Origin of the sequence: Streptomyces sp. NPDC001401 (assembly GCF_042895385.1) — a bacterium.
Taxonomy (GTDB): domain Bacteria; phylum Actinomycetota; class Actinomycetes; order Streptomycetales; family Streptomycetaceae; genus Streptomyces.
Map to the genome: position 1 here is coordinate 191,913 of NZ_JBIAWI010000010.1, position 13,266 is coordinate 205,178.

The following is a 13,266-nucleotide window of genomic DNA, read 5'->3' on the forward strand; positions in this document are numbered from 1 at the left end:
CCTGAGGGGTGGCCGAGCAGTGAGTAGCCGGTGTCGAACGGCACGTGGTCAACAGGACTGATCCTTACGGGGGTTGAGATGTGCAAGGCGGTACGGGCGCGGCTGCGTGCCCTGGTGTGCAGGGCGCGTGCGGCGCGGAGGGACGCGGGGATGGTCACTTCGGAGTACGCGATGGGGATCGTGGCGGCGGTGGCGTTCGCCGTCGTCCTCTACAAGGTGGTGACCAGCGGGCAGGTCAGCGAGGAGCTGCAGGGCATCGTGAAGCGGGCACTCGATGCGCAGATGTGAGCAGGGCGGCGACAGGGGGTTCGTGACGGCGGAGTCGGCCATGGTGCTGCCCGTGCTGGTGATGTTCGCGATGGCGCTGGTGTGGGGGCTGCTGGTCGTGGCCGCACAGATCCAGTGCGTGGACGCGGCGCGGACCGGGGCGCGTGCGGCGGCCCGGCAGGACCCGGGCGACAAGGTCGTCCAGGTGGCCCGTGCGGCGGCCCCGCGCGGCGCGAAGGTAACGGTCGACCGGGAGGGGGACCAGGTCCGTGTGGCCGTGGTGGCCAGGCCGCCGGTGCTGCGCGGTCTGCCCTTCGACGTACGGGAGGAGGCCGTGGCCGCGGCGGAGGAGACCGTGGGGGTGGGGCCGTGACCGGCGGCTTCTTCGGGCGCCGGTGGGCCGTCGCCCGGGGCGGGGACCGTGGTTCCGCCACCGTCTGGAGCGTCGGTGCGATCGCCGTGCTGTGCGTGGTGTTCGGTGCCGTGCTCGCCCTGGGGCAGGCCGTCGTGGTCCGGCACCGTGCGGCCGGCGGTGCGGACCTCGCGGCTCTCGCGGCGGCGGACCACTGGGCGGACGGCACCGCGGCGGCCTGTACCCGGGCCGGCCGGGTGGCCCGGGCACAGGGCACTCGGCTCGTGCGGTGCGTGATCGTCGGCGAGATCTCGGACGTGACGGCGGCGTCGGGACGGGGGCCGTTCGCGACGGAGGTCAGGGCGCGGGCGGGGCCTGCGGGGCCGGTGCCGCAGGCGCCCCCGCCACCGGCTCTTCCCCGGCCTTCTCCTCCGGCGCACCCCGCAACAGCACCGTGAGCAGCCGCACCGCCCCCCTCTTGTGCAGCGGATCGTTGCCGTTGCCGCACTTGGGGGACTGGATGCAGGACGGGCAGCCGGCCTCGCACTCGCAGGAGGCGATGGCCTGGCGGGTGGCGGTGAGCCAGGCGCGGGCGGTGTGGAAGGCGCGCTCGGCGAATCCCGCACCGCCCGGGTGGCCGTCGTAGACGAAGACCGTCGGGAGGAGGGTGTCGGGGTGCAGCGGGACGGAGACCCCGCCGATGTCCCAGCGGTCGCAGGTCGCGAAGAGGGGCAGCATGCCGATCGACGCGTGCTCGGCGGCGTGCAGGGCGCCGCCGAGGATCTCCGGGTTGATCCGGGCCTCGTCCAGCTGGTCCTCGGTGACGGTCCACCACACCGCGCGCGTGCGCAGCGTACGAGGGGGCAGGTCGAGTTTTGTCTCGCCGAGCACTTCACCGGTGATGAGCCGACGACGCAGGAAGGAGACCACTTGGTTGGTGACCTCGACGGAGCCGTAGCACAGGCGCCCGTCGCCCCAGGGGATCTCGGTGTCCGTATCCAGGACGGTGATGGATGTCGTGTCGCGGGCGACCGTCGAATACGACGGGCTGGCCTCCTCGACGAGGGCGACCGAGTCCTCCAGGTCCAGAGAGCGTACGAGGTAGGTGCGGCCCTGGTGGAGGTGGACCGCGCCCTCGTGGACGGTCGTGTGGGCGGCGCCCGCGTCGACCGTGCCGAGCAGGCGGCCCGTGCCGGACTCGACGACCTGGACCGGCCGGCCGCCCTCGCCGCGGATGTCGGTCAGGTCGGCGGCCCGCTCCCGGCGCGTCCAGTGCCAGGCCTTCGTCCGGCGGCGGAGCAGCTTCGCGGCCTCCAGCTGCGGCAGCAGTTCCTCGCAGGCGGGACCGAAGAGCTCGAAGTCCTCGTCGGTCAACGGCAGTTCCGCGGCAGCCGCGCACAGGTGCGGGGCCAGGACGTACGGATTGTCGGGGTCGAGGACCGTGGACTCCACGGGCTGGTCGAACAGGGCTTCGGGGTGGTGGACCAGGAAGGTGTCCAGGGGGTCGTCGCGGGCGACCAGGACTGCCAGGGCGCCTTGTCCGGAGCGGCCCGCGCGGCCCGCCTGCTGCCACAGGGACGCGCGCGTGCCCGGATAGCCCGCGATCACCACGGCGTCCAACCCGGAGACGTCGATGCCGAGTTCGAGCGCGGTGGTCGCGGCGAGGCCGAGGAGTTCACCGGAGTGCAGGGCCTGTTCGAGGGCGCGGCGCTCCTCGGGGAGATAGCCGCCGCGGTACGCCGCGACACGCCGGGCCAGGGAGCGGTCGACCTCGGCGAGGCGTTCCTGGGCGATCACCGAGATCAGCTCGGCGCCGCGCCGGGAGCGCACGAAGGCGACCGAGCGGACGCCCTGCACGGCGAGGTCGGTCAGCAGGTCGGCCGTCTCGGCGGTGGCGGTACGGCGGACGGGGGCGCCCTTCTCGCCCTGCAGCTCCGTGAGTGGGGGCTCCCAGAGGGCGAACACCAGTTCACCGCGCGGTGAGGCGTCGTCGGCCACCTCGACCACCGGGAGGCCGGTCAGGCGGCGGGCGGCGACCGAGGGCTCGGCGGCGGTCGCGGAGGCCAGGAGGAAGACCGGAGAGGCGCCGTAACGGGCGCAGAGGCGGCGCAGACGGCGCAGCACCTGGGCGACGTGCGAGCCGAAGACACCGCGGTAGGTGTGGCACTCGTCGATGACGACGTACTTCAGCGACTTCAGGAAGGAGGACCAGCGGGGGTGGGACGGGAGTATGCCCCGGTGCAGCATGTCCGGGTTGGTCAGGACGTAGTTGGCGTACTGGCGGACCCATTCGCGTTCCTCGAACGGAGTGTCTCCGTCGTACACCGCGGGGCGTACGGCATTTCCCAGAGGTTGTGAAAGTTCCTTCACGGAACGGCACTGATCTGCCGCAAGAGCCTTCGTGGGGGCCAGGTAGAGGGCGGTGGCGCCGCGGCCGTTCGGGGCCTCGGAGCCGTCCAGGAGCGTCGAGAACACCGGGACGAGGTACGCCAGGGACTTGCCGGACGCCGTGCCCGTGGCGACGACCACCGAGTCGCCGTCCAGCGCGTGCTCGGCGGCCCGTGCCTGGTGGGCCCAGGGGTGTTCGATGCCGGCTGCCTGCACCGCGGCGATGACTTCCGAGCGAATCCGGTCAGGCCAGACGGCATGGCGGCCCTCGCGCGGGGGCAAGTGCTCCGTATGAGTGATGCGCGAAGCCCGGCTCGGCCCGGAGGCGAGCCGGCCCAGGATCGTGCCCGGTGCGAGCCGGGACACGGGGTCCGTCGGGGATCGATCGGATCGGTGATTCTTGGCCATCGGCACCGAGTGTGTCACTGGCGTGGCGGACAATGGGACCAAGGCGTCGTGCACGTCTGCCGTAAGTGATTGAATGCCATCGCGGCTGGCGAACCGTTCCGGGGGCTCTGCCGAGGTGTCCCGAGGGGCGACCGCTCGAGTAGCAAGGTGCTGGAGGATCCGTGGACCTGTCCCTGTCGACCCGTACCGTCGGCGATCGTACGGTCGTCGAGGTCGGTGGAGAAATCGACGTATATACCGCGCCCAAGCTGCGCGAGCAGCTGGTCGAGCTGGTGAACGACGGGAGTTTCCACCTCGTCGTAGACATGGAGGGCGTCGACTTCCTCGACTCCACCGGGCTCGGCGTGCTGGTCGGCGGCCTGAAGCGGGTGCGTGCCCATGAGGGCTCGCTGCGCCTGGTCTGCAACCAGGAGCGCATTCTGAAGATCTTCCGCATTACCGGCCTCACCAAGGTGTTCCCGATCCACACCTCGGTCGAGGAAGCGGTGGCGGCCACCGACTGATCACCGCCCCACGGAGCGGGAAAGGACCGCTCCCGGGACGGAAGAAGTTCCATCAAGGGGGTCCGGGCTTTCGGCAGCCCGGTCCCCCGACAGCACGCCCGAAGTTCCGAGGGGGATGCATGGCCACCGTTGAACTCCGCTTCAGCGCGCTGCCCGAGCACGTCAGGACCGCCCGACTGGTGGCGGCAGCGGTGGCGCGCAGGGCCGGAGTGGACGAGGCCGTCCTCGACGAGGTCAGACTCGCCGTCGGCGAGGCCTGCAGCCGTGCCGTCGGACTGCATCAGAGCGCCGGGATCACGGCGCCGGTGAAGGTGCAGCTGGTCGAGGAGGAGAAACAGTTCTCCATCGAGGTCGGCGACGAGGCACCGCGTTCGTCCCCGGGAGACGGGGCGCCGGGCTCGGCGGGTGAGGACGTGGAGACCGAGGAGGACGAGATGGGCCTCGCGGTCATCAGCGGCCTCGTCGACGACGTGGAGGTGACCGCCGGCGCGCACGGCGGGCTGATCCGCATGACCTGGCCGACCACACCGCCCGCCGCGGTGCTCCCCTGACCTCACCCTCGTACGACGTCCAAGGGCCCTGCTGAGCAGGGCCCTTGGTGTTTTTCCGGCCGCTCCCCGGAATTCGTGAATGAATTCACGATCAATCACCCGATAATTTGATCAAGCGTCAATGCAGGCGTCAATGCCTTTGAGGCATTACCTCTTTCGGGTTCTGTGGCGTGACGTCGATCATTTGCTGAAGAGCATGTGAAGGCCAATTCCGTTTACCGTGCTCTGTTTTGATCAGGTGCCGGGTACCTAGAATCCGTCCACATCTTGAGCTCAGCCCAAGCGTCAAGGAGGACGAATGGCGGGGCTTTCTACCCCTCATCAGTTTGACCACCCCACAACCCTCGCAGCCGCAGTACTGACGGACGACAACCGGATCATCGTGACGCTCATTGGGGTCGTCGCGCTGGCCGCGCTCGTGGTCGCAGGCATCCTGGTGCGCCAGGTGCTCGCGGCGGGCGAGGGCACCGACAGCATGAAGGAGATCGCAGGAGCGGTCCAGGAAGGTGCGAACGCCTATCTGGCCCGGCAGCTGCGCACGCTCGGCGTATTCGCCGTGGTCGTGTTCTTCCTGCTCATGCTGCTGCCCGCGGACGACTGGAATCAGCGCGCCGGACGATCGATCTTCTTTCTGATCGGCGCGGCGTTCTCGGCAGCCACCGGCTATATCGGTATGTGGCTCGCCGTGCGCAGCAATGTCCGTGTCGCCGCGGCGGCCCGGGAAGCGACCCCGGCGGAGGGTGAGCCGGAAAAGGATCTCACCGCCGTCTCGCACAAAGCCATGAAGATCGCTTTCCGTACGGGCGGCGTCGTCGGCATGTTCACAGTGGGGCTCGGTCTGCTGGGCGCCTCCTGCGTGGTGCTGGTGTACGCGGCCGACGCGCCGAAAGTGCTCGAAGGCTTCGGCCTCGGGGCCGCCCTGATCGCCATGTTCATGCGTGTCGGCGGCGGCATCTTCACCAAGGCCGCCGACGTCGGCGCCGACCTGGTCGGCAAGGTCGAGCAGGGCATTCCGGAGGACGACCCGCGCAATGCCGCGACCATCGCCGACAACGTGGGCGACAACGTCGGCGACTGTGCGGGCATGGCGGCCGACCTCTTCGAGTCGTACGCCGTGACCCTGGTCGCCGCGCTGATCCTCGGCAAGGTGGCCTTCGGCGACTCCGGACTGGCCTTCCCGCTGATCGTGCCCGCGATCGGTGTCGTCACCGCCATGATCGGCATCTTCGCGGTCGCCCCGCGCCGGGCCGACCGCAGTGGCATGACCGCGATCAACCGGGGCTTCTTCATCTCCGCGGCGATCTCGCTCGTGCTGGTGGCGGCGGCCGTCTTCATCTATCTCCCGTCCAAGTACTCGGACCTCGACGGCGTCACCGATGCCGCCATCAGGGCCAAGGACGGCGACCCGCGGATCCTCGCGGTCGTCGCGGTGGCGATCGGCATCGTGCTGGCCGCTGTGATCCAGCAGCTGACCGGCTACTTCACCGAGACCAACCGCCGTCCTGTCATGGACATCGGCAAGACCTCGCTGACCGGCCCGGCCACCGTCGTCCTCGCCGGTATCTCGGTGGGTCTGGAATCGGCCGTCTACACCGCCCTGCTGATCGGCCTCGGCGTCTACGGGGCCTTCCTGCTCGGCGGCACGTCGATCATGCTCGCGCTGTTCGCGGTGGCGCTGGCCGGTACCGGCCTGCTCACCACCGTCGGAGTGATCGTCGCGATGGACACCTTCGGTCCGGTCTCCGACAACGCGCAGGGCATCGCCGAGATGTCCGGCGACGTCACAGGCGCCGGCGCCCAGGTGCTCACCAACCTGGACGCGGTCGGCAACACCACCAAGGCCATCACCAAGGGCATCGCCATCGCCACCGCCGTCCTGGCGGCGTCGGCGCTCTTCGGGTCGTACCGTGACGCGATCACGACCGGCGCGCAGGACGTCGGCGAGAAGCTCTTCGGAGCGGGTGCGCCGATGAGTCTGATGATGGACATCTCGCAGCCCAACAACCTCGTCGGTCTCATCGCGGGCGCGGCGGTCGTCTTCCTCTTCTCGGGGCTGGCGATCAATGCGGTGTCGCGGTCGGCGGGTTCCGTGGTCTACGAGGTGCGGCGGCAGTTCCGCGAGCACCCCGGGATCATGGACTACACCGAGAAGCCCGAGTACGGGCGCGTCGTCGACATCTGCACCAAGGACGCTCTGCGGGAGCTCACGACGCCCGGTCTGCTCGCGGTGATGGCGCCAATCTTCATCGGGTTCACGCTCGGTGTCGGCGCGCTCGGCGCGTACCTGGCCGGCGCGATCGGCACGGGCACGCTCATGGCGGTGTTCCTCGCCAACTCCGGTGGCGCCTGGGACAACGCCAAGAAGCTCGTCGAGGACGGCCACCACGGCGGAAAGGGCAGCGAGGCCCATGCCGCCACGGTGATCGGCGACACGGTCGGCGACCCCTTCAAGGACACCGCGGGTCCCGCGATCAACCCGCTGCTGAAGGTGATGAACCTGGTGTCGCTGCTCATCGCGCCCGCGGTCATCAAGTTCAGCTACGGCGAGGACAAGAACCTCGGGGTACGGATCGCGATCGCGGTCGTCGCCCTGGTTGTCATCGTCGGGGCGGTCTACGTCTCCAAGCGGCGCGGGATCGCCGTGGGCGACGAGGACGACAAGAAGGAGCGAGTGGCCAAGTCGGCCGATCCTGCGGTGGTTTCGTAGGCGGTCTTACGAGGCCCGGCTTCAAGGGACGGGCGGGAGGCGCGTGTTGACGCGTCGCCCGCCCGTCCCGTGCGTTCACACCCTCACCGTGAGCCTTCTCTCGCCTGGTGCAAGTAGTGACAAAAGGTGTCATAGTCGTCGTTCGGCATGCGGCCGACGCCCGCCCGGCGTGTATGTTCCGGGGCCGAGAGCCATGGAAGGGACCAATCCGGTGAACAAGAAGCTCGCGGCCGCACTGTCCGGCGGTGCGGTACTGGTACTGGCGCTGTCGGGATGCACCAGCGACAACGGCAACGACAAGCTGGACGCCTGGGCCAAGCAGGTCTGCGACGCGGTGCAGCCGCAGGCCAAGAAGATCGAGGCCGCCAATGCCGCGATCCAGAAGGAGACCTCGGACAACAGCACACCGGAACAGGTCCGGAAGACCGACGCGCAGGCCTTCCAGGACATGTCGGATGCCTACAAGGCGATCGGCGACGCGGTCCAGAAGGCCGGGGCGCCCGATGTCGACAACGGTGCGAAGAAGCAGACGGACGCGGTCAAGGAGCTCGACGGCATCGCCGCGTCGTACACCGCTCTGAAGTCGAAGGTCGACGCGCTCGACATCAAGGACCAGGCCAAGTTCGCCGACGGCCTCAAGGGCATCGCGACCTCGCTGGACAAGCTGAGCACGAGTGGCAACGACGCCCTCAAGACCCTCGAGGCGGGCGACGTCGGCAAGGCGATGGCCAAGCAGGCCAGCTGCAAGAGCGCGTCCGCGTCCCCTGCGGCGACGGCGAGCTGAGCCGGAGCTGCAGCCGACCCCTCGTCCCCGCCACAATGGGGGCGTGAGTATCTCCGGTCTGCCCGCCCTGCCCGCTGCCCCTGCTTCCGGCCCTTCCGACGTCGCCGCACGCCTGCGGGACGCCCTCCTGGGGGCGTCCTTCACCGCCGACGGGCTGCTCGAGCTGCTCGGCGCCCCCGCGTACGCGGCGCTGGCGCGCAGCGAGACCGTGCCCGCCCTCCGGGCGACCCGTGGGGACACTCCGCTGGAGGTGCTCGTACGGCTGTTCCTGCTGCAGCAGCCGGTGCTGCACGCGCGCGTGGCTGACGTCCTGCCGGTCGAGGCGTGCCTGGAGAGCGGCTGGCTGGTGCGGGTCGGCGGAGCCTCCGAGGACAACGTGGCCGCGACCGTGGATGTACGGCCGTACGGCGGGCCCGGCGGCGAGGACTGGTTCATCGTGTCGGACCTGGGGTGTGCGGTCGGCGGCGCCGGTGGTATCGGCAGCCGTGAGGAGGGCGTCGTCCTGGGCGTCGGCGGTGCGTCCACGACCCTCGCGGGCGTCACCGTCCGTACGCCCGTCTCCGCCGCCCTCGACCTCGGCACCGGCTCCGGCATCCAGGCGCTGCACGCCGCGCAGCACGCCACGCGCGTGACGGCGACCGATCTCAACCCGCGCGCGTTGCACATCACCGCGCTGACGCTGGCGCTGTCCGGCGCCCCGGCGGCCGATCTCCGGGAAGGCTCGCTGTTCGAGCCGGTGCGCGACGACGAGAAGTACGACCTGATCGTGTCGAACCCGCCCTTCGTGATCTCGCCGGGCGCGCGGCTGACGTACCGGGACGGCGGGATGGGCGGGGACGATCTGTGCCGCACGCTCGTTCAGCAGGCGGGGGAGCGGCTGAACGAGGGCGGGTTCGCGCAGTTCCTCGCCAACTGGCAGCACGTGGAGGGGGAGGACTGGCAGGACAGGCTCAGGTCGTGGGTGCCGCGCGGGTGCGACGCGTGGATCGTGCAGCGTGAGGTCCAGGACGTCACGCAGTACGCCGAGTTGTGGCTCAGGGACGCCGGGGACCACCGTGGGGACCCGGCCGAGTACCAGGCGCGGTACGACGCGTGGCTGGACGAGTTCGAGGCGCGCAAGGTGAAGGCCGTCGGCTTCGGCTGGATCACCCTGCGGAAGACGACGGCCGCCGTGCCCTCCATCACCGTGGAGGAGTGGCCGCACGCGGTCGAGCAGCCGCTGGGCGACACGGTACGGGCGCACTTCGACCGCCTCGACTATCTGCGGGCGCACGACGACGCGGCGCTGCTCGCAGGGCACTTCAAGCTCGTCGCCGAGGTCGTGCAGGAGCAGGTCGGGCTGCCCGGCGCCGAGGACCCGGAGCACGTCGTGCTGCGCCAGCACCGCGGGATGCGCCGGGCCACCAAGGTGGACACGGTCGGCGCGGGCTTCGCGGGCGTGTGCGACGGCTCGCTGAGCGCGGGCCGCATCCTGGACGCGATCGCCCAACTGGTCGGCGAGGATCCGGTGTTGCTGCGCGACCGCACACCGGCGCAGATCAGGCTGCTGGTGGAGCAGGGGTTCCTTGAACCGGCGTAGGGGCGGGGGCGGCGAAGTGGGCCGTTTTCGGGACGCGGGCACGGATTTGCGGGTCGGTCATTGGGGCCGTTCGTGCCCCCGAAAAAATGGGCTGCGAGAAGGTCGTCGACAACTCGAACAAGCTGTGCCGGCACAAGCTGTGCAGCAACTAATTCGAGTCGACCTGGGTGCCGGGGCCCGAGCGCATCGTGTGCTGCTGTGTGGCGGACGGGACGGCTGGGGCCGCCGGTGAGAGTCGGGCGAGAGCCCGGGTGAGTCGAGAGGTCCGTCGGCTTCCCGTTCACCCCGGGTTCGCCTGTGCGCCGTCCGCGCGTGTCAGTCTCCCTGGGCTGGGCACTCGCGAACGGGAGAAAAGGGGCACGGCAAACCATGGAGAGCGGACCGGCGATCTTCGCGGGAGTGGTGTTCGCCCTGTTCGGAGGGGCGCTGCTGGCATGGACCGTGACCCGGGTACGGCACGGTGAGCCCGTTGCCCACGGTGTGAACCCCGTCGCATCGGCGACTCTCGCGAGTCTTGCCTCGGTGATCGCGCTGGCCGTCGGAACCTGGTGCTTCACCCGGGTCTGAAAGCGGCCCCGGAGCTGCGGCTCCGGCAATTGAGAGGTGATCCTCCGGACAGGCTCGAAAAGGCCGGTGGGTACTCCGGGCGGCAGGAATGGCGGTAGTCGGGTTACCGTTCGAGTGGCCGTTGCGGGCTTTTCCCGTTTGACACGGGGGCGGGATGTACCGTCACACTCCGCAGCGTCACCATGACCCGCCCTCGGGACCAAGAACCCCGGGGAGGCCCCAGCGTCGACCGGAGAGAAGAGCGAAGTTGTCCCCGACCAGCGAGACCGCACACGGCGGCCGCCGACTCGTCATCGTCGAGTCGCCTGCCAAGGCGAAGACGATCAAGGGCTACCTCGGCCCCGGCTACATCGTCGAGGCGAGCGTCGGGCACATCCGCGACCTTCCCAACGGCGCCGCGGAGGTGCCGGAGAAGTACACCGGCGAGGTCCGCCGCCTCGGTGTGGACGTCGAACACGACTTCCAGCCCATCTATGTGGTCAACGCTGACAAGAGGGCCCAGGTCAAGAAGCTCAAGGACCTGCTCGCCGACTCCGACGAGCTCTTCCTCGCCACCGATGAGGACCGCGAGGGCGAGGCCATCGCGTGGCACCTCCTGGAGGTGCTGAAGCCCAAGGTCCCGGTCAAGCGCATGGTGTTCCACGAGATCACCAAGGACGCGATCCGCGACGCCGTCGCCAACCCGCGCGACCTCAACAAGCGCATGGTCGACGCCCAGGAGACCCGCCGCATCCTCGACCGCCTCTACGGCTACGAGGTCTCGCCGGTCCTGTGGAAGAAGGTCATGCCCCGGCTGTCCGCCGGCCGTGTCCAGTCGGTCGCCACGCGACTCGTCGTGGAGCGGGAACGCGAGCGCATCGCGTTTCGTTCTGCTGAGTACTGGGACCTGACGGGCACCTTCGCGACCGGCCGCGCGGGAGATTCGTCGGACCCGTCGTCGCTGGTCGCCCGCCTGCAGACCGTCGACGGCAGGCGAGTCGCGCAGGGCCGCGACTTCGACTCCCTGGGACAACTCAAGAGCGCGAACACCCTCCACCTCGACGAGGCGAACGCCCGCGCCCTCGCCGCCGCCCTGGAGGACACGCAGTTCTCGGTGCGGTCGGTCGAGTCCAAGCCGTACCGCCGCTCGCCGTACGCCCCGTTCCGTACGACGACGCTGCAGCAGGAGGCGAGCCGCAAGCTCGGCTTCGGCGCGAAGGCCACCATGCAGGTCGCGCAGAAGCTGTACGAGAACGGCTACATCACCTACATGCGTACGGACTCCACGACGCTCAGCGACACCGCCGTGGCCGCCGCCCGCGCCCAGGTCACGCAGCTGTACGGCGCCGACTACCTGCCGTCGAGCCCGCGGACGTACGCCGGAAAGGTCAAGAACGCGCAGGAGGCGCACGAGGCGATCCGCCCCTCGGGTGATCGTTTCCGCACCCCTGCCGAGACCGGCCTGACCGGCGACCAGTTCCGGCTCTACGAGCTGATCTGGAAGCGGACCGTCGCCTCCCAGATGAAGGACGCGACCGGTAACTCCGTCACGGTGAAGATCGGTGGCCTGGCCGCCGACGGGCGGGACGTCGAGTTCAGCGCGTCCGGCAAGACGATCACCTTCCACGGCTTCCTGAAGGCCTACGTCGAGGGTGCCGACGACCCGAACGCCGAGCTGGACGACCGCGAGCGCCGGCTGCCGCAGGTCGCCGAGGGCGACCGGCTCAGCGCCGAGGAGATCACGGTCGACGGGCACGCCACCAAGCCCCCGGCCCGCTACACCGAGGCCAGCCTGGTCAAGGAGCTCGAAGAGCGCGAGATCGGCCGCCCGTCGACGTACGCGTCGATCATCGGCACGATCCTCGACCGCGGATATGTGTTCAAGAAGGGCACGGCACTCGTCCCGTCCTTCCTGTCCTTCGCCGTGGTCAACCTCCTGGAGAAGCACTTCGGGCGGCTCGTCGACTACGACTTCACCGCCAAGATGGAGGACGACCTCGACCGCATCGCGCGCGGTGAGGCGCAGGCCGTGCCGTGGCTGAAGCGGTTCTACTTCGGCGAGGGCGCCACCAACGGCACCGCGGCCGACGCCGGCAACGGCGACGGGGACCACCTCGGCGGCCTCAAGGAGCTGGTGACCGACCTGGGAGCGATCGACGCGCGCGAGGTGTCGTCGTTCCCGGTGGGCAGCGGCATCGTGCTCAGGGTCGGGCGCTACGGCCCGTACATCGAGCGCGGAGAGAAGGACGCCGAGGGCCACCAGCGGGCGGACGTGCCCGAGGACCTGGCCCCGGACGAGCTGAGCGTGGAGCTCGCCGAGGAGCTGCTCGCCAAGCCGAGCGGCGACTTCGAGCTCGGTGCCGACCCGCAGACGGGCCACCAGATCATCGCCCGGGACGGCCGCTACGGCCCGTACGTCACCGAGGTGCTCCCCGAGGGCACCCCGAAGACCGGCAAGAACGCCGTCAAGCCGCGCACGGCCTCGCTGTTCAAGTCGATGTCGCTGGACACGGTGACGCTCGAGGACGCGCTCCGGCTGATGTCGCTGCCGCGCGTCGTCGGCGCCGATGCCGAGGGCCAGGAGATCACCGCGCAGAACGGGCGCTACGGGCCGTACCTGAAGAAGGGCACGGACTCGCGTTCGCTGCAGACCGAGGACCAGCTCTTCACGATCACGCTCGAAGAGGCGCTGGAGATCTACTCCCAGCCCAAGCAGCGGGGGCGTGCGGCCGCCAAGCCGCCGCTGAAGGAGCTGGGCACCGACCCGGTCAGCGAGAAGCCGGTCGTCGTCAAGGACGGCCGCTTCGGGCCGTACGTCACCGACGGGGAGACCAACGCGACACTGCGCTCCGGCGACAGCGTCGAGACGATCACCCCGGAGCGCGGCTTCGAACTGCTCGCCGAGAAGCGGGCGAAGGCGCCCGCCAAGAAGACGGCGAAGAAGGCGCCCGCGAAGAAGGCACCGGCCAAGAAGGCCACGGCCGCCAAGAAGACGGCTGCGAAGAAGACGACGGCCGCGAAGAAAACGACCGCGGCCAAGACGACCGCCGCCAAGAAGACCGCCGCGAAGAAGGCGACGGCTTCGAAGACGGCGTCGGACGACTGAGCCGAGGCGTCTTCCTCCACGGACGCTTCGCAAAACGAACGCCCCGATATCGCTTTGGTGTCGGGGCGTGCGCAC

Annotated in this window: 11 protein-coding genes; 10 read left to right on the top strand and 1 reads right to left on the bottom strand. The window is 69.8% G+C overall.

Annotated features, from left to right (window positions below; translation table 11 throughout):
- Positions 1-78 precede the first annotated feature (78 nt).
- From ACFY10_RS30535 to ACFY10_RS30545, 3 genes are read left to right on the top strand one after another with little or no spacing between them, the layout of a single operon-like run.
- A complete protein-coding gene (locus ACFY10_RS30535) occupies positions 79-288 on the top strand; it encodes a DUF4244 domain-containing protein (protein WP_390668415.1) in 210 nt (69 codons plus the stop codon).
- Entirely contained in the window at positions 275-640 is a 366-nt protein-coding gene (locus tag ACFY10_RS30540) for a TadE family type IV pilus minor pilin (RefSeq protein ID WP_390668416.1), read from the top strand. Before ACFY10_RS30535 ends, ACFY10_RS30540 begins: the two co-directional genes overlap by 14 nt.
- A complete protein-coding gene (locus ACFY10_RS30545) occupies positions 637-1,077 on the top strand; it encodes an Rv3654c family TadE-like protein (RefSeq protein WP_390668417.1) in 441 nt (146 codons plus the stop codon). Before ACFY10_RS30540 ends, ACFY10_RS30545 begins: the two co-directional genes overlap by 4 nt.
- Here the strand turns inward: ACFY10_RS30545 and ACFY10_RS30550 are convergent.
- The gene (locus ACFY10_RS30550) at positions 977-3,415 is read right to left on the bottom strand and encodes a DEAD/DEAH box helicase (protein WP_390668418.1); all 2,439 of its coding nucleotides are present in this window, start codon (positions 3,413-3,415) and stop codon (positions 977-979) included. The genes ACFY10_RS30545 and ACFY10_RS30550 overlap by 101 nt on opposite strands.
- 161 nt (positions 3,416-3,576) lie before the next feature.
- Between ACFY10_RS30550 and bldG the strand changes: the two genes are divergently transcribed.
- The 7 genes from bldG to topA all read left to right on the top strand — a co-directional run bounded on the left by bldG (position 3,577) and on the right by topA (position 13,191).
- Positions 3,577-3,918, top strand: a complete 342-nt coding sequence (bldG, locus tag ACFY10_RS30555) for an anti-sigma factor antagonist BldG (RefSeq protein WP_003975386.1) — start codon at positions 3,577-3,579, stop codon at positions 3,916-3,918.
- Between the two features lie 119 nt (positions 3,919-4,037).
- Positions 4,038-4,469: an ATP-binding protein gene (locus tag ACFY10_RS30560; RefSeq protein ID WP_390668419.1), complete on the top strand. Its 432-nt coding sequence runs from the start codon at positions 4,038-4,040 to the stop codon at positions 4,467-4,469.
- Positions 4,470-4,767: 298 nt separating this feature from the next.
- The gene (locus tag ACFY10_RS30565) at positions 4,768-7,176 is read left to right on the top strand and encodes a sodium-translocating pyrophosphatase (RefSeq protein WP_390668420.1); all 2,409 of its coding nucleotides are present in this window, start codon (positions 4,768-4,770) and stop codon (positions 7,174-7,176) included.
- Positions 7,177-7,369: 193 nt separating this feature from the next.
- Entirely contained in the window at positions 7,370-7,960 is a 591-nt protein-coding gene (locus ACFY10_RS30570; protein WP_390668421.1) for a small secreted protein, read from the top strand.
- Between the two features lie 43 nt (positions 7,961-8,003).
- The gene (locus tag ACFY10_RS30575; RefSeq protein ID WP_390668422.1) at positions 8,004-9,539 is read left to right on the top strand and encodes a methyltransferase; all 1,536 of its coding nucleotides are present in this window, start codon (positions 8,004-8,006) and stop codon (positions 9,537-9,539) included.
- Positions 9,540-9,908: 369 nt separating this feature from the next.
- Positions 9,909-10,106, top strand: a complete 198-nt coding sequence (locus ACFY10_RS30580; RefSeq protein WP_390668423.1) for a hypothetical protein — start codon at positions 9,909-9,911, stop codon at positions 10,104-10,106.
- 247 nt (positions 10,107-10,353) lie between these two features.
- The gene (gene topA, locus ACFY10_RS30585) at positions 10,354-13,191 is read left to right on the top strand and encodes a type I DNA topoisomerase (RefSeq protein ID WP_390668424.1); all 2,838 of its coding nucleotides are present in this window, start codon (positions 10,354-10,356) and stop codon (positions 13,189-13,191) included.
- Positions 13,192-13,266 lie beyond the last annotated feature (75 nt).

Excerpts from the sequence above, each read along its gene's own strand:
- ACFY10_RS30535 (WP_390668415.1), top strand. The coding sequence starts at position 79 with ATGTGCAAGGCGGTACGGGCGCGGCTGCGTGCCCTGGTGTGCAGGGCG.
- ACFY10_RS30540 (WP_390668416.1), top strand. The coding sequence starts at position 275 with ATGCGCAGATGTGAGCAGGGCGGCGACAGGGGGTTCGTGACGGCGGAG.
- ACFY10_RS30550 (WP_390668418.1), bottom strand. The coding sequence starts at position 3,415 with ATGGCCAAGAATCACCGATCCGATCGATCCCCGACGGACCCCGTGTCC.
- ACFY10_RS30560 (WP_390668419.1), top strand. The coding sequence starts at position 4,038 with ATGGCCACCGTTGAACTCCGCTTCAGCGCGCTGCCCGAGCACGTCAGG.
- ACFY10_RS30565 (WP_390668420.1), top strand. The coding sequence starts at position 4,768 with ATGGCGGGGCTTTCTACCCCTCATCAGTTTGACCACCCCACAACCCTC.
- ACFY10_RS30570 (WP_390668421.1), top strand. The coding sequence starts at position 7,370 with ATGGAAGGGACCAATCCGGTGAACAAGAAGCTCGCGGCCGCACTGTCC.
- ACFY10_RS30580 (WP_390668423.1), top strand. The coding sequence starts at position 9,909 with ATGGAGAGCGGACCGGCGATCTTCGCGGGAGTGGTGTTCGCCCTGTTC.